15 protein-coding genes are annotated in these 16727 nt (G+C 65.3%); 8 read left to right on the plus strand and 7 right to left on the minus strand.

Annotation, left to right across the window (positions count from 1 at the left end):
* Positions 1-2: 2 nt before the first annotated feature.
* From GYK42_RS18265 to GYK42_RS18275, 3 genes are all read right to left on the minus strand, one after another.
* The gene (locus tag GYK42_RS18265; RefSeq protein WP_166448653.1) at positions 3-356 is read right to left on the minus strand and encodes a hypothetical protein; all 354 of its coding nucleotides are present in this window, start codon (positions 354-356) and stop codon (positions 3-5) included.
* Positions 353-1921: an EAL domain-containing protein gene (locus tag GYK42_RS18270; protein WP_166448654.1), complete on the minus strand. Its 1569-nt coding sequence runs from the start codon at positions 1919-1921 to the stop codon at positions 353-355. Before GYK42_RS18270 ends, GYK42_RS18265 begins: the two co-directional genes overlap by 4 nt.
* Positions 1922-2013: 92 nt before the next feature.
* Positions 2014-3510, minus strand: coding sequence for an MFS transporter (locus GYK42_RS18275; protein WP_166448655.1), 1497 nt, complete (start codon positions 3508-3510; stop codon positions 2014-2016).
* A gap of 63 nt (positions 3511-3573) precedes the next feature.
* Here GYK42_RS18275 and GYK42_RS18280 point away from each other — a divergent pair, with 63 nt between their 5' ends.
* A complete protein-coding gene (locus tag GYK42_RS18280) occupies positions 3574-4467 on the plus strand; it encodes a LysR family transcriptional regulator (protein ID WP_240943657.1) in 894 nt (297 codons plus the stop codon).
* 21 nt (positions 4468-4488) lie between these two features.
* Here GYK42_RS18280 and GYK42_RS18285 read toward each other — a convergent pair whose 3' ends face one another.
* On the minus strand, positions 4489-5055 hold the full coding sequence (locus GYK42_RS18285; protein ID WP_166448656.1) for a helix-turn-helix domain-containing protein: 567 nt from the start codon (positions 5053-5055) through the stop codon (positions 4489-4491).
* Between the two features lie 103 nt (positions 5056-5158).
* On the opposite strand from GYK42_RS18285, the gene GYK42_RS18290 reads away from it, so the two are divergent.
* Entirely contained in the window at positions 5159-5689 is a 531-nt protein-coding gene (locus tag GYK42_RS18290; protein ID WP_166448657.1) for a GNAT family N-acetyltransferase, read from the plus strand.
* Positions 5690-5702: 13 nt separating this feature from the next.
* Here the strand turns inward: GYK42_RS18290 and GYK42_RS18295 are convergent, their stop codons facing one another.
* From GYK42_RS18295 to GYK42_RS18305, 3 genes are all read right to left on the minus strand, one after another.
* On the minus strand, positions 5703-6893 hold the full coding sequence (locus GYK42_RS18295) for a low temperature requirement protein A (protein WP_166448658.1): 1191 nt from the start codon (positions 6891-6893) through the stop codon (positions 5703-5705).
* A gap of 45 nt (positions 6894-6938) precedes the next feature.
* Positions 6939-7892, minus strand: coding sequence for a 2-hydroxyacid dehydrogenase (locus tag GYK42_RS18300; protein ID WP_166448659.1), 954 nt, complete (start codon positions 7890-7892; stop codon positions 6939-6941).
* A gap of 114 nt (positions 7893-8006) precedes the next feature.
* Entirely contained in the window at positions 8007-8678 is a 672-nt protein-coding gene (locus GYK42_RS18305; protein WP_166448660.1) for a hypothetical protein, read from the minus strand.
* Positions 8679-8910: 232 nt separating this feature from the next.
* On the opposite strand from GYK42_RS18305, the gene GYK42_RS18310 reads away from it, so the two are divergent.
* From GYK42_RS18310 to GYK42_RS18335, 6 genes are all read left to right on the plus strand, one after another.
* Positions 8911-11118 (plus strand): TonB-dependent receptor, encoded by a 2208-nt coding sequence (locus tag GYK42_RS18310; protein ID WP_166448661.1) that lies wholly within the window; start codon positions 8911-8913, stop codon positions 11116-11118.
* Between the two features lie 99 nt (positions 11119-11217).
* Positions 11218-12093, plus strand: coding sequence for a hypothetical protein (locus GYK42_RS18315; RefSeq protein WP_166448662.1), 876 nt, complete (start codon positions 11218-11220; stop codon positions 12091-12093).
* 83 nt (positions 12094-12176) lie between these two features.
* Positions 12177-13304, plus strand: coding sequence for a sensor histidine kinase (locus GYK42_RS18320; protein ID WP_166448663.1), 1128 nt, complete (start codon positions 12177-12179; stop codon positions 13302-13304).
* A 175-nt stretch (positions 13305-13479) separates the two neighbouring features.
* Positions 13480-14949 carry a circularly permuted type 2 ATP-grasp protein gene (locus tag GYK42_RS18325; protein ID WP_166448664.1) on the plus strand — a complete coding sequence of 490 codons (1470 nt, stop codon included), beginning with the start codon at positions 13480-13482 and terminating at the stop codon, positions 14947-14949.
* Positions 14943-15887, plus strand: a complete 945-nt coding sequence (locus GYK42_RS18330) for an alpha-E domain-containing protein (RefSeq protein WP_166448665.1) — start codon at positions 14943-14945, stop codon at positions 15885-15887. Before GYK42_RS18325 ends, GYK42_RS18330 begins: the two co-directional genes overlap by 7 nt.
* A complete protein-coding gene (locus GYK42_RS18335; protein ID WP_166448666.1) occupies positions 15887-16696 on the plus strand; it encodes a transglutaminase family protein in 810 nt (269 codons plus the stop codon). Before GYK42_RS18330 ends, GYK42_RS18335 begins: the two co-directional genes overlap by 1 nt.
* Positions 16697-16727 lie beyond the last annotated feature (31 nt).

Consider the following 16727-nt stretch of genomic DNA (forward strand, 5'->3'; position numbering starts at 1 on the left):
ACCTAGGCTGCCGGGTCCTGCATGAATTGCTCGACCCGGGCGACGAACGCCGCCTTGCTGCGCGTGCGAAATTCGCCGAGGAAGGCGTCGCTACCCTGGACGATCTTGCCGTGGCGGTCGTATGCCACCTTGCCCATCTCCAGCACGAATTCGCCGGCGGGATCGTCTTCCGGTTCAAAATGCGAATTGAAGCAGTAACCGCTGTCGCGGCAGCTGCCCCACAGCAGCAGCGCGCTGCTGAACCACTGCATGGTCTCGGGGCCGGGCTCCACCTCGAACAGAGTGTTGACGGTGATGTGCCAGCCGCCCGGTACGCGCAGCGGCTGCAATGGATAGGGAAAATGTGGCTGTTTCATGTGGGCGATGGCAGGCGGCGGGTTGCGTAAAAGGCGAGGAATTCCGCGGCAGGCAGCGCTTTGGCGAACAGCCAGCCCTGGCCGAATTCGACCTTGCGTTCCAGCAAATAGTCGGCTTGCTGCTGCGTTTCGATGCCTTCGGCCACGATCAGCATGTTCAGGGTGCGGGCCATGGCGATGATATGCGGCGTGACGCTGCTGGTGGCCGCGTCCGTGCCTATCGTGTCGACGAAGGACTTGTCGATTTTCAAGGCGTCGAGCGGCAGGTTTTGCAGGCTCGACAGGCTGGAATAGCCGGTGCCGAAGTCGTCGATGGCCACGGCGTGGCCCCGTGCCCTGGCTTTTTCGATGGTGGCGCGGGCCGCCTCCACATTGATGAAGCCCCGTTCCGTCGCTTCCAGCCAGATCTGCTGCGCCTCGATGCCCGTGCCGGCCAGCGCGCGTTCGAGCACGTCGAGCACCCTGCCCGTTTCGATGTCGCTGGCGCACAGGTTGATGGCGATGTGCAGTTCGCGGTCAGCCAGCAGCGCGGCGCGCATGTCGGCGATGACGCAAGCGATCACCTGGTCCGTGATGGGCAAGATGAGATCACTTTCCTCGGCCACGGGGATGAACAGGTCGGGCCGTATCATGCTGCCGTCGGGACGGCGCCAGCGTATCAGCGCCTCGGCGCCCACGCACACGCCCGTGTCGAGCGCAATGATCGGTTGATAGTGGACGAAGAATTCACGCCGCTCGACCGCCGTTTCCAGCTCGCCGCGCAGCGACAGCCGGCGGCGCGACAGCCACACGACGATGCCGACGATGAAGGCGGCCATCAGCAGGCCCAGCGGCAGGAGCAGCAGCTGTTCGCGGCGCAGCCTGTCGTTCAGCTTGCTGCGCGGCTCGATCATGACGGCCGTCAAGCCGTCGCGGTACAGCGTCGCATGGATGCTGCCGTCGGACGCGGCGTCTACGGCCGCCGGCAGTCCGGCGAGCAGGCGTTGCACCTGCGCCGGGTCCGGATGGTGCAAGGTGTCGAGCACGCCTTCCTTGCCGATGGCCACGGCCATCTGGATATCGCTGTCGACGATGACGTCGGAAAAGCGCACGGGATCGATCAGCACCTTGTAGGCGCGGTGGGACAGCCCCACCATGCGCTTGCCGCCGCTGACGACGGGGCGCAGGTTGAAATCGATGCCCATGCCGTTGGCCAGGGTGAAACCGGCGGGCGTGACGGCGATGCGCGCCTCTTCGATGCCCGTGGACGTGCATTTGAGCAAGCCGTTTTCCACGTAGCCGATATCGTCGATGCTGCGCGTGGTGATGGTGATGCGGCGCAATTGCTGGATATGCGCCTCCGAGCACGGCGCCAGGTCCAGCGCATCGGCGCTGCGCAGGGCGGCGCTGGCCGAGGCGATGGAACGGTGGGCGCGCTCGAGCGCGTAGCCGGCGAGCAGGCGCAGGCGTTCCTGCTCGCCCTGCTCGGCGCGCACGGACGACAGGTAAAAGGCCAGGCTCAGGGGAGCGGCCACGCCGATGACTGCGACCAGCACGCTCGTGATGATAATGCGTTTTCTGCGCATACAATTCCCTGCGGTAGTTATATGAATGCCATGTATTGCTCGATGGCATCATATTACAAGCAGAGGCCGTTTACTTGAATATTGCTGAACAGTTACATTTTTTCCAGCGGCCTGGCCAGCACCAACACCAGCGCCGCCACCACGGCCGCCAGCCCGCCAGCCAGGTACAGCACGCTGGCAAAGCCGTCGATGAAGGCGTGGCGCGCCGCTTCCTGCGCCACGGCTTGCAGCGCGGGCGGCAGCTGGCCGAAGGCGTCGGCCGCGTTGCCTGCCACGATGCGCCCGATCATCTCGGGCGAGGCTTTCAAGCCGTGCAGCCACGCCAGTTTCTCGAACGAAGCGGCCGTGCGCATGGACAGCACGGCGCCCAGCGCGCCGACGGCCAGCACGATGCCGACAAAGCGCGTGGTGGTGCTGATGCCGGAGCCCATGCCCGTGCGTTCGCGGGGAATGCAGGCGAGGATGGCCTTCTGGGTCGTACCGTTGAGCAATCCCGCCCCCGCGCCCGTGACGACCATGCCGGCCGCCACCCAGCCGTATTGCAGGCTGGCGGCGGCGAGCGCCGTGGCGACGTTGCCTGCGGCGACGATCAGCAAACCCGTCACGAGGATGCCGCGGTCGTCCAGCAGCCGCATGGCGCGCGGCGCCAGCCTTGACAACACCACCATGGCGACGGCGAACGGCAGCATGGCGCAGCCGGCCAGCACGGCGGAAAAGCCGAAACCGTTCTGCAGGTACAGCGGCAAAAAGGTCATCATCACCTGCGCGGCGATGGCGTAGCCGAACATGCCCAGCACGGCGCCGACGAACACGCGCCGGCCAAACAGCGATAAATCGACCATGGGCGCGCGCTGGCGCCTTTCCACCAGCACGAAGACCAGCAGCAGCGCCGCGCCCGCCACAAAGCGCAGCATGGTGGCGCGGCTGGACCAGCCCGCCACGCTGGCGTCGATCAAGCCCCAGATGATGCAGAACAGGCCGGCGGAAAACAGCGCCGCGCCGAGCGGGTCGAAACTGGCGTTGGAGGCATCCTTCGACTCGTCCACATGCCTGCGCACCAGCAGCATCAGGATGGCGACGACGGGCAGGTTCAGGTAGAAAATCCAGCGCCAGTTGATGGCGCTCGTGACCAGGCCGCCCAGCAGGGGCGCCACCGTCATGGCCACGCCCATGGCCGCGCCCCACACGGACCAGGCGCGCGCCCTCTCCTTTTCCGCGTGAAAGGTGTGACCGATGACGGCCAGCGCGGACGTCAGCAGCAGCGCCGCGCCGATGCCCTTGATGGCGCGCGCCACGTTGAGCACGAACGGCGTCCACGCCAGGCCGCACAGCAAGGACGCCAGGGCAAACAGGGCCAGGCCGAACAGCATCACCTTGCGCCGTCCCAGGCGGTCGGCGATGCTGCCGGCGGGCAACAGGAACGAGGCGAACGCCAGCATGTAGGCGCTGACCACCCATTCCACGTCGACAAAGCTGGCGTTGAGCGAGCGGGCGATCGACGGCAGGGAGACGGCGACGACGTTGGTGTCGAGCATGATCAGCGCGCACACGCCCGAGCACGTATATAAAACCCAGTTGGTATTTTTCATGCCTGTATTTTAAGCAGGCTTGTGTTATTTCCTGTTATAAGAGAAGCGCCTTATAATTTACCCATGGTGAATACAAACAAAGACATGGAATTGCGGCATTTCCGCTGCGTGCTCGCCGTCGCGCACAGCCTGCACTTCGCGCGCGCCGCCGCGGAACTGGGCATCTCGCCGCCCGCGCTGACCAAGCAGGTGCAGGAAACGGAACAGCTGCTGGGCACGCGCTTGTTCCAGCGCAGCAAGCGCGCCGTGGCCCTGACGGCGGCCGGGGAATTGTTCGTCATCGAGGCTGCGCGCGCGCTGGGGCAACTGGCGCAGGCGCAGGACGTGGCGCGGCGCGCGGGCCGGGGCGAGCTGGGACGGCTGGAAATCGGCTATGTGGCGTCGGCCGCCTACTCGGGCGTGCTGCAAGGCCAGTTTGCCCGTTTTCGCGCCAGCCACCCCGGCATCCATATCAGCGCGCGCGAATACGCGATGGACGCCCTGCCCGCCTTGCTGGACCAGGGCCGCGTGGACCTGGCGTTCGTGCGCCCGCCCCTGCACTTGCCGGACGCACTGGACTGCGTGGTCCTGCTGCGCGACCGCTTCGTGCTGGCCGTGCAGGCCGACAGCCCGCTCGCCGGAATCGATGTGGCGGCACCGGCCGCGCTGGCGCAGCAGGCGTTCATCGTGCCGGAACAGGAATTGGGCACGCTGGAAGTGAGCCGGCGCGGCGGCTTTGCGGCGCAAGTGGTGTCGCGCCCCGGCAGCCTGGTGGCCGTGCTGACGGAGGTGTCGCTGGGCGTGGGCTGCGCCATCGTGCCCCATTCCGTGATGGCCAGCGTGCAATTGCCGGGTGTGTGCTTCCGGGAGCTGGCAGCACCGCAGATCAGCTCGGAAATCGCCGTGGCCTTCCGCCGCCACGAACAGGCGCCCGCCGCGCGCGCCTTCATTGCCCAGCTGCGCGCTGTAGCGCTGTAGCGCTGTAACGCTGGCTGAGCCTCAGTTCTTCAATACGGCCACGGCATAGGTGCAGGCGGTGGCCGTTTCATTGCGGAACACGCAATCTGCCGGCGGCCCCAGCTCCAGGCAGTCGCCCTCGTCCAGCACGTGGCGGGTCTCGCCCTCGATGAAGACGAGGCTGCCGCTAAGCGCCCAGATCAGCTGTTTGCGCGCCACATACGCGGCGGCCGGCATGGCCACCACGGCGCCCGGCGGCAAGGTAATATGCACGAGGTCGAGCGGCATGTCCGACGCGGGCGACACGTGGCGCCGCACATAGCCGCTCTGCGGGTCGACCCACACGGGCTGGTCGATCTTGCGCAGCAGGCGCCCTTCGCGCATCTCGGCGCGGGCGATCAGTTCGGACATGCTCAGCTCGAAGGCGCCTGACAGCCGCGCCAGCAAGGTGGCCGTGGGACTGCAATCGCCGCGCTCCACCTTGTGCACCATCGCGCGCGACACGCCCGAGCGGGCCGCCAGCTCCGTCAGCGACCAGCCCAGGCTTTCCCGCTCGAGGCGCACCCTGGCCCCGATACGCTGGTTCAATTCGTCTGGTTTAGTGGACATGTATCGGACTCTTTTCCCGCTTCAATTCGGATTTTATTGGACAAGGCGTGGGCGGCACTCTATGATTTGTCCATTATAGTAGACGACTAGCAAGGAGATCAACATGCGCATACGCGATGCCCACGCGGGCGATATCGAGGCCATCACGGCCATCTACAACGATGCCGTCAGCAATACCCTGGCCATCTGGAATGAGCGGACGGTCGATGCGGCCAACCGCGCCGCCTGGCTGGCCGACCGCGAGCGGGCCGGCTATCCGGTGCTCGTCGCCATCGATGCAGAGGAAAAGGTGGCTGGCTACGCCTCGTTCGGCGACTGGCGCCCGTTCGAGGGTTTCCGCCACACGGTCGAGCATTCCGTGTACGTACGCGCCGACAGCCGCGGCGCCGGCGTCGGCAAGGCCTTGATGGGGGAACTGATTATGCGGGCGCGCGGCCTGGGCAAGCATGTGATGGTGGCGGGCATCGAGGCGGGCAATGCCGGCTCGATCGCCCTGCACAAGCAGCTGGGCTTCGAAGAAGTGGGTTTAATGCGCCAGGTGGGCACCAAGTTCGGCGCCTGGCTGGACCTGGCGTTCTTGCAGCTGCAACTCGATGCGCGCAGCGATCCGGACGGCATCGCGCCGTCCAGCTAAGCTCACACAGACGTCAAGGATCGATCTCCGGCGGCGGACGGCGCAGCGCCATATGTTCCCACACGGCCACCAGGACCAGCACGCAGCTGGTGATGCAGGCCAGGGTCAACGGCGAATACAAACGGCCGTACGCCATCGGGATCAGCGCCAGGATGATCAAAATGCCCAGTAAATGCGACAGCGGCGGCGCGGCGCGCTCGCTGCTGACCCATTTGAACAAGGCATTCCCCAGCAGGTACAGGATCGGGCCGCCCAGCAAGGCGCTGATGCCGGCGAAGCTCGCCTCGTCCGGATGCACGAGGGCCAGTTCATCGGCCACGGCGGAGACGATCACGCCGCCCACGATCAGCACGTGGATATACGTGTAGGCCTTGCGCGCGATGCTGCCCGGGTCCTTCGAGTGGGCGATGCGGTGGTGGCCCGCCTCGGCGCCCGTGTCAAAGTAGATCCACCACATGGCGATGCTGCCCACCAGGGCCGACAGGAAGCCCAGCCAGTTGGCGCCCGTCCATTCGAGGCCCGCGAACGTGGCGCCCGTCACCAGCAAGGATTCGCCGAGGGCGATGATGACGAACAGGCCGCAGCGTTCGGCCATGTGGTTGCCATCGACGTCCCAGTCGGCCGTCGTCGAGCGGCCCAGGCCCGGCATGCCGAACAGCATCCATGGTCCGGCCAGGTCGATCAGCAGGGCCGCGACCCACCAGAAGATGCGCTGCTCGGGTGCGGCGGCGCCGCCGGCGATCCAGAAGATGCCGGAAAACGCGGCCCACAGGGCGATGCGCTGGAAATTGCGGCGGCGCGCCAGCGCTTCATGGCGCACGGCCCACCAGGCGAACAGGGGCCGGCCCACCTGCATGGCGACGTAGGCGCCCGCAAAGCCCAGGCCCCGCGTGCCGAACGCTTCCGGTATCGAGGCCGACATGATCAGCCCGCCCAGCATCAGCGCAAACAGGCTGATGCGCACGGGAATGCGCTCGGGGTCGAGCCAGTTGGTGATCCACGAGGTGAATATCCACACCCACCAGACGGCCATCAACAGCAAGCCCGTCTGCAGCCAGCCCATGGCGCTCAGGTGCGCCAGCAAGCCGTGCGACAGTTGCGTGACTGCAAACACGAACACGAGATCGAAGAACAGCTCGATCATGCCCACCTTGCCGCTGTCCAACCCGCCGCGCGTGCGCAACAGCGATTTACTTAATTCCATAGCTACTCTTTCATTCATGCTTGATTAAAACGGTGCATTCCGGGCTTATACGCTTACTGGTGTCAATAAGGGCAAGCCAGCGAAGTGGGCAGCCAGGTTATCGACGACCAGTTGCCCCATCGCATGGCGCGTTTCCACAGTCAGGCTGCCCACGTGCGGCGTGAGAACGACGTTGGGCAAGGCGCGCAAGGCAGCCGGTACGCGCGGTTCGTCCGCAAACACGTCGAGCCCGGCCGCGCCCAGGTGACCATCCTGCAAGGCGGCGATCAGGGCGTCTTCGTCGATCAGCGCACCACGGGCGATATTGATCAGGGTGCCTTGCGGACCGAGCGCGTCGAGCACGGTGCGGTCGACAATCTTGCGCGTGGCCGGCGTGCCCGGCGCGCAGACGATCAAATAATCGCTTTCCTGCGCCAGGGCCAGCAGCGATTCCGCGCGCGGCACGCTGGTGCCGGCAATGGCGCGCGGCTGGAAGTAGCGCACATGGATGCCGAAGGCGGCCAGGCGCGGCGCGATGGCTTGCCCGATCTGGCCGAAGCCGAAGATGCCGGCCGTCTTGCCGCGCAAGGTAGATGCGGGGGCGATGGCCTCGCGGCGTTCCCAGCCGCCATCGCGCACGAAACGGTCGAGTGCCACGACATGCCGCGCACTGGCCAGCAGCAAGGCCAGCGCCATGTCGGCCACGTCGTCCGTCAGCACGTTCGGCGTCGTGGTAACGGCGATGCCGCGCTCGCGCGCCACGTCGAGCGCCACGCCATCGAGGCCCACGCCATTGACGGCGACGATTTCCAATGCGGGTAGCAAGCCCATGTCGGCGGCGTTCAAGCCCAGCGCGCCCGTCGTGACGACGGCGCGGATGGCCGGCGCCCGCTCGGCCAGCCAGGCGTGGCGTTCATCCGCCGGCACTTGCCATGCATGGTGGCAGGTATATTGCTGCTCCAGTTGCGCGTTGACGGCAGCCGAAGGGCTGGGGGCGAGGATGAGGAGTTCGGGTGGCATGGGCGTCCTGGGTCGTGTCGACAAGATTTGCAGACGCAACTTAGCATATTTGACGCCTGGCCGGGGGCGACTGCCCCGCAATGGCCGGCTAAACCATGCTTTCGATAGGGGAATTTAACCGGGACAAGGTACGCGTTTGACCTTGCCGCCCGTCTTGAACGGATCGGCGCCCGCGCCCGGGTTCGCGTCCAGCCCAAAGCAAGTGGCGCCGCCGGCGCTGACGACGCGCGTGACGGGGCGGCCGTCGGCCGTCAGGTATTCCTCCACGCGGATGACGGGGCCGCCGCGCCAGGCCGAGGCGACCAGCTTCTGGAAGCTGCTGTCGCTCTTCAGGTCAGCTGCGGCCAGCCACGGTTTGTCTTGCTTGAGCTCGCCGCGCAGGGCCTTGTCGGCGGCGCCCGCCGCCAGCCGGGCGCGCGTGCGCAAGTCGGCCGTGGACGGCGCAGCGGGCAATTCTTCGGCGGGGACAGTGATGGTTTCGGCCGCCAAGGCCGGCGGCGCGTAGAGGGCGGGCGGCGTGGCCGGCGGCGCACTGCTGCGCGTGCGCGGCACGGGAGCTGGCATCGGCAACGGCAAGGCCATCGGCGGCGTGCGCGGTACGGGCCGGGACGGCAGCAAGGTCATGAAAGCCACTTCCGTGTATTGCTTGAGTTGCCGCGCCGGCAGGAGCAGGAAATACAGGCCCAGCACGTGCATGGCCAGGATCAGCGCGACGGCCGCGCCTTTCAGGCTCAAGCCCCGCCGCAGATGCATGGCAGCGGACTGTAGATGGCGTTGCAATGGCATGCGGATTCCTGTGGGCGCCGGGCGCGATGGCCTATTCTAGCGAAACCTGCAGGTACACATTAATAAACCCACAAGGTATCGCCTGGCGCGCCTTGTTGCGCCAGATTCCAGTACCCCGGCTCCCAGGTGTTGTACGAATGACGACTTTTTTATCACTTTCTCACACTTTTCCACGCGCCGCGCCGCGCTGGAATATAATGATAATCATTCTCATTAATATCCAGATAACTCCATGCGCACTTTCCGCCCCGTACCCACCCCGTTCGCCCTGGCCGCTTTCTTGCTGGCCAGTACCGCCGCCCATGCGCAAACCGCCCCGGCGGCCGACGCGGCCACCATGCCGACGGTGGTCGTGAACGCCTCGGCCGATGCGTCGGCGCAAGGCTTGTCGAAGGCGTATGCGGGCGGCCAGGTAGCGCGCGGCGGGCGCATGGGCATCCTCGGTTCCGTGGACATGATGGACTCGCCATTCGGCAGCACCAGTTATACGCAGCAATTCATTGCCGACCAGCAAGCGCGCAGCGTGGGCGACTTGCTGCAGAGCGATCCGGCCGTGCGCATGTCGCGCGGCTACGGCAATTTCCAGGAAGTGTATGTGATCCGCGGTTTCGCCCTCGATTCGGACGACGTGGCGTATAACGGCCTGTACGGCGTCTTGCCCCGCCAATATGTCTCGCCGGAACTATTGGAAAGAGTGGAAGTGTTCCGCGGCGCCAGCGCCTTCCTGAACGGCGCGGCGCCTGGCGGCAGCGGCATCGGCGGCGCCATCAACCTGATGCCCAAGCGCGCCGGCAACACGCCGCTGACGGAATTGACCGTGGGCGTGGAATCGGGCGGCCATGCCTACGCGGCCATCGATGTGGCGCGCCGCTTTGGCGAGCACCAGGAATTCGGCGTGCGCGTGAACGCCGCCAAGCGCCAGGGCGAAACCGGCATCAAGCGCGAAGACCACGACGTGGGCATGTTCTCCGTGGGCCTCGATTATCGCGGCCGCAACTATCGCCTGTCCGCCGACGCCGGCTACCAGAATTTCGATTTGACGGCGCCGCGCCCTTCCATCAACACGGGCAGCCTGACGGCCTTGCCGGGCGCGCCCGATGCGTCGAAGAATTTTGCCCAGCCATGGAGCTATTCGAAGGAACATGACGTGTTCGGCACGGCGCGCGCCGAAGTCGACCTTGCCAAGGATGTCGTGGCCTGGGCCGCGTTCGGCAGCCGCTCGACGAAGGAAGCGAACAGCCTGGCCCAGCCGACGTTGAGCGCGCTCAATGGCGACGCCAGCGTGTACCGCTTCGACAATGCGCGCAAGCAGGAAATCCGCACGGGCGAACTGGGCGTGCGCGGCAAGCTCAACACGGGCGCTGTCCGGCACACCCTGGTGGCCAGTTGGTCCGGGCACTGGAATGAGGCGAAAAACGCGTATGCGATCAGCGATTACGCGGGCTTGCCGGCGAATATCTACCATCCGCTGGACGTGGCCATGCCGCCCACCCTGCCCGCGAACTCGGGCGGCGTGATGAGCGACCCGCGCCTGACGCAAAAGACTATCCTCAACAGCTACGCCGTGGCCGATACCATGGCCTTCCTCGACGACCGGCTGCTGCTGACCGTGGGCCTGCGTCGCCAGCAGATTCGCGACGCGGCGTATGCCTATGGCACGGCCGTGCAATATTCCAGCTATGACAAGAGCGCCACAACGCCCGTGGCCGGCATCGTCTACAAGGCCGGCAAGAACGTGTCGCTGTACGCCAACTACATCGAAGCGCTGGTCAAGGGCCCCGTTGCCAGCGGCAGCTATTTCGACGGCACAACGCAGCGCCCGGTCAGCAACCTCGGCGAAGTCTTTGCGCCATACAAGTCGAAGCAGAAGGAAATCGGCATCAAGTACGACGGCGGCAAGCTGGGCATGAGCGCCGCCCTGTTTTCCACGGCCAAGCCCTTGCCGGCCGTGGTCGGCTCGCGCGCCACGCTGTCGGGCGAACAGCGCAACCAGGGACTGGAACTGTCCGTCTTTGGCACGCCGATGGCGGGCGTGCGCCTGCTGGGCGGCCTGACCTGGCTCGATACGGAACTGCGCAAGACGGACAAGCCGGCCAACAATGGCAAGAACGCCATCGGCGCGCCAAAAACACAGCTCAGCGTGGGCGGCGAATGGGATGTGCCCGGCGCTCCCGGCCTGAGCCTGAACGCGCGCACCGTCTACACCTCGACGCAATATGCGGACCTGGCCAACAGCAAGCAGCTGCCATCGTGGACCCGCGTCGACATCGGCGCGCGCTACCTGACGCAGGTGGCGGGACATGACGTGACCTTGCGCGCGCGCATCGACAACGTGGCCGACCGCAGCTACTGGGCCTCGGCCGTCTCCTCGTTCGACGCGGGCAGCCTGGTGCTGGCCGCGCCGCGCACCTTCGTCGTATCGGCCGGCGTGGCGTTTTAACTCAACAACCGCCCGTGTCCTCACGAAAGCTGCCTGCGGGCAGCTTTTTTTTCGCGTGTGCGCCTGTGCCGCACGCCGCGCTTCGGCGACAATGCCCGCATGAAACGACTTCCTGCCCTGCTGCTTCTGCTTTGCCTGTCCCTGCCGGCCGCCGCGCAAAAGCAGGCCGCCTGCCCGTATGCCGCCTGGAAAAGCGGCTTCAAAGGCGATGCGCGGGCGCAAGCGACGTGCCTGTTGCGTCCTGTGAAACTGTATGCGCGCCTGGGCGACAGCGCCCCGCTGCCTCCCTTCCTTGCCGCTCACATCGGCCAGCGCACTGGCATCGTCCCGGCCCGCCTGCGCGCCTGGCTGGCGCAGCAAGCGATCAGCGAAGCGGACCTGGGCGGCCCCGTTGACGCGCCATTGTCGCGCGCCCCGGGCCGGCTCGCCGCGCCCATGGCCCGCTACTTCGTCATCCACGACACCAGCTATCCAAATTTCCTGACGGAATCCATTCCCGCGCACATCAACGATGCCAGCTGGGATTTCAACGACTTTACCTTGCGCAATCCGGCGCTGGGCGGCGGCCCGAAAGGCCATGTGTATGTCAACCGCCTGGGCGGCTCCCTGCAGGTGCGCGACTTTGGCACGCCCAGCTATGCCAGCAAGCTGGAAAAGGACAAGCCGTCCCTGACGGGCCTGTTCCTGCACGTGGAACTGGTGCAGCCGCGCAACTCCGTGCCCGGCGGCGGCAAGGGCAACGACGGTCTGGCGCCGGATCCCGGCTTTACGCCCGCGCAATACGAGCGCCTGGCCCTGCTGTATATCGCCGCCAGCGTGCGCAAGGGCACCTGGCTGATTCCCGCCTTCCACGCTGTGCTCGATACGGGTTTTGCGAACGGCCATGACGATCCGCAAAACTTTTCCCTCGAACAATGGGATGCGGCGCTCAGCCAGTTGAGCGCCATCATGCAAGGTGCTTCCGCGCCAAATTGAGCGCCACAGGTACACCGATTTGGAGGATACTTCAGGTCCCGCGCCACGCGGCGCGCATGCCGACATGTTGATGGGGAGCTGCGATGACCTACGCCTCGGACCAGAAGATGAGCACGCACGACCTGCCCGCGCGCACGCGGCGCCTCTTCAGCATGCGCGACGCCGTGCTGACGCAGTGGGAGCATCAGGTACGCGCCGAAGTGCGCGGCGCCGACGTCCTGCTGACACCTATCCTCATCAACACCCTGCCCGCCTTCTTCGACAATCTGGCCGAAGCGCTCACACCGGGCTATCCGCGCGACGACGCCACCAGCAACACCAACGCGCCCGCCGTGCACGGCAATGAACGGGCGCGCATGACCAGCTACGGCCCGGAACAGGTAATCCAGGAATACCAGATTTTCCGCGACTGTTTCGCCGCCGCGGCCCTCGAAGCGGGCGTACCGCTGCGGCGCAAGGATTGGAAGGTGATCAACGCTTCGATCGATACGGGCATCCGCGAAGCCATCCTGGAATTTACCGCCATGCACGAGAGTTTCCAGCGCCGCATCGCCGCCGGGCTGTCGCACGACATGCGCAATCCCCTGTCCGTCATGCTCAACAGTGCGCAACTGCTGCAGCGGCGCGCGCAACAGGCCGACGTGCCGGCGCTGGCGGCGAAAATTCTCGAGCACGGCAAGCGCCTCGACGACATGATCCAGGAATTGCTCGATACGCTCAGCTACCACCGCGGGCAAAAGCTGCCCCTCGTCCTGCGGCGCTTCGACGTGCTGCCGCTGGCGCGGCAGGTCGCCGACAGCGTCAATATCGGCCATCCGGGCAAATGCGTGGTCAGCGGCACCTCCGTGACGGGCTGGTGGTGCGCAAATTCGCTGCGCCGTGCCCTGGAAAACCTCGTCGTCAATGCCGTCAAGTATGGCGACGACGGCCCCATTCATATCCATATCGATGGCTTGCACGAGCGCATGACATTGACCGTGCACAACACGGGCAGCAGCATCGCACCGGACCAGACGCAGCGCATATTTGAATACCTGCGCCGTGAACACGACGGCAGCGCGGCCGGCTGGGGCATCGGCCTGCCTTTCGTGCAGAACGTGGCGGAAAGCCACGGCGGCAGCGCGCTGGTCGACAGTGCGCCGGAAACGGGCACCACGTTTACCATCGACCTGCCGATCGATTGCCGGCCCTTCGTCACGCCGGACGCCTGACCTCACCTGCCCTGCGCCCCATCTGCCTGCAAAATCAGTGCCGTAGTGCACCAAAGCGGTGCGGATGACGGTTTTACGCCACAAAAGTGGTCATTTTCTACACACTTTTGGGTGTGCGGCATTGGCACGCTTCCTGCTGAGCTATAGTCAGACACGGCTCAAGGGAAATCACAACATGGCAAATTTTTTCAATGAAATGACTGCGGATGACGTGGGTACGGACAGCAAGGTACGCGAACACTATCGTGAATTCGATAACTGGCTGGCGCAGCAATCCCCGGAAACCATCGCCCGCAAGCGGGCCGAAGCCGACCTGACGTTTCGCCGCGTCGGCATCACGTTTGCCGTCTACGGCGACGATGCCGGCACAGAACGCCTGATTCCCTTCGACACCATCCCCCGCATCATCCCCGCCGCCGAATGGACGCAGATGCAGACGGGCCTGGTGCAGCGCGTGCAAGCCTTGAACATGTTCATCCATGATATTTATCATGAGCAAAACATCATCAAGGCGGGCATCATTCCCGCCGAGCAAATCTACAAGAATGCCCAGTATCGCCCGGAAATGCAGGGCATTGCCGTCGCTTCCGACATTTACGCGCATATCGCTGGCGTCGACATCGTGCGTGCGGGCAAGGGCGAATTCTATGTGCTGGAAGACAATCTGCGGGTGCCGTCCGGCGTGTCCTATATGCTGGAAGACCGCAAGATGATGATGCGATTGTTCCCGGAACTGTTCGCCCGCAACCGCATCGCCCCCGTCGACCATTACCCGGACATGCTGCTCGACAACCTGCGCTCCGTCGCACCGATGGGCGTCGATGACCCCACGGTCGTCGTCATGACGCCGGGCATGTACAACTCCGCCTACTTCGAGCATGCGTTCCTGGCCCAGCAGATGGGTGTGGAACTGGTCGAGGGCAAGGATTTGTTTGTCAACGACAATTCCGTCTACATGCGCACCACGCGCGGGCCCAAGCGCGTCGACGTCATTTATCGCCGCGTCGACGACGATTTCCTCGATCCGCTGGCCTTCCGCTCCGATTCCTCGCTGGGCGTGCCGGGCCTGCTGTCCGTCTACCGCGCGGGACGAGTCACCTTGGCGAACGCCATCGGCACGGGCGTGGCCGACGACAAGTCGATCTACCCTTTCGTGCCCGACATGATCAAATTCTACCTGTCGCAGGAACCGATACTCAACAACGTGCCCACCTACCAGTGCCGCAAGGCGGCCGACCTGTCCTACGTGCTGGCGAACTTGCCGAAACTGGTGGTCAAGGAAGTGCATGGCGCGGGCGGCTACGGCATGCTGGTGGGGCCGGCGTCGAGCCTGGCGCAGATCGAGGATTTCCGCCAGCGCCTGCTGGCCAATCCGGACGGCTACATCGCCCAGCCGACCTTGGCCCTGTCCGCCTGCCCAACGTACGTCGAGGCCGGCATCGCGCCGCGCCACATCGATCTGCGCCCGTTCGTGCTATCCGGCAAGACGATCTCCATGGTGCCCGGCGGCCTGACCCGCGTGGCACTCGGCGAAGGCTCGCTGGTGGTCAATTCATCGCAGGGGGGCGGCACCAAGGATACCTGGGTACTGGAAGCCACATTATCAGAAGATAAAGCAGCCTTTGCAGGAGAAAAAACATGCTGAGCCGCACCGCCGATCATTTGTTCTGGATGGCCCGCTACACGGAGCGGGCGGAAAACACGGCGCGCATGCTTGACGTCAACATGCAAACGTCCATGCTGCCCCAGTCCGAGCAGGACGCGGAGCAAGGCTGGCGCGCCACGCTGGGCATTTCCGAGCTGCAAAGCGCGTACGACCACAAATATGGCCGCTTCCATACGCGCGACGTGCTCGACTTCATGGTGCGCGACCCGAACAACCCCTCGTCCATCCTGGCCTGCCTGACGGGCGCGCGCGAAAACGCTCGCGCCGTGCGCGGCACCCTGACGACGGAAGTGTGGGAAATCCAGAACGCCACCTGGCTCGACATGCAGAAGCGCCTGAAAAGCAATCTGCTGGAAACGGACCCCAGCGCCTTCTTTGAATGGGTCAAGTACCGCTCGCACCTGTCGCGCGGCGTGACCCTGGGCACCATGCTCAAGGACGAAGCGATTTACTTCATTCGCCTGGGCACTTTCCTGGAGCGGGCCGACAACACGGCGCGCATCCTCGACGTGAAGTTCCACGGCGCGCGCGACACCTCCAAAGACGTCGCGCAGCGCGACTTTTACTACTGGGCGGCCCTGCTGCGCTCCGTTTCCGGCTTCGAAATCTACCGCAAGGTCTACCGCGACGTGATCACCCCGGCCAGGGTGGCGGAACTGCTGATGCTGCGCGGCGACATGCCCAGGTCATTGCTTGCCTGCATGGATGACGTGGTGGAAAATCTGAAGCATATCCGCAACGACGTGTCGGCCGATACGGAGCGGTTCGCCGGCAAGCTGCATGCGGAGCTGAAATTCGGCCATATCGACGACATCATGAAGGCGGGCCTGCATCATACCTTGACGGAGTTTCTGGAAAACATCTATGACCTGGGCAACCGGGTCAGCCGCGACTTCCTCGTTCCCCTGGCGGCCTGATGCAGCTCACCATCCGCCACGAAACCCACTACGCCTACAGTGCGCCGCTGGCCTACACCATCCAGCAGCTGCACCTGACGCCGCGTATCGAACCGCAGCAGCGGGCCCTGTCCTGGCAAATCAGCACGCCGGGCCAGTGCCACGCCTACACGGATGCCTACGGCAATCTGTCGCACATGCTGACGATTAACGGCAGCCATCAATCGCTGAGCCTGGTGGCGCATGGCGTGGTGGAAACCATCTACCCGCACAAGGGGCGGCTGAACCTGGTCGATACCCTGTCGCCGCTGTTGTTTACCATGCCCACGCCCCTGACGCAGGCCAACCCCGCCATTGTGGAGCTGACGGCCGCCAGCCTGCCGGACCGTCGCGTCACGGCCGGCACGGGCCATCTGCTGCGCCTGGCCGAGCACATCGTCGGCAAGGTGGCGTATGAAAGCGGCGCCACCATGGTCACCACCACGGCCGGCGACGCCCTGGCCCTGGGGCGGGGCGTGTGCCAGGACCACGCGCACCTGTTCCTCGCCTGCTGCCACGCCTGGGGCATCCCGGCCCGTTATGTCTCCGGCTACATCGACCCGGGCACGACGGGCCATGCAGCCAGCCACGCCTGGGTCGACGCCTGGACGGAAGACACGGATTTCGCAGGCTGGGTCAGCATCGACGTCACGCATGCGCGGCTGATGACGGATGCGTATTGCCGCCTGGCCATCGGACGCGACTACGATTCGGCCGCGCCCGTGCGGGGTGTGCGCCAGGGCGGCGGTACGGAAACCTTGCGCGTGGATGTGCAGATCGTGCCCGTGTAAATGGGCAGGAATGAGGCTGGCCGGGGCTTGC

Origin of the sequence: Janthinobacterium lividum, assembly GCF_011601275.1 — a bacterium.
GTDB lineage: Bacteria > Pseudomonadota > Gammaproteobacteria > Burkholderiales > Burkholderiaceae_D > Janthinobacterium > Janthinobacterium lividum_E.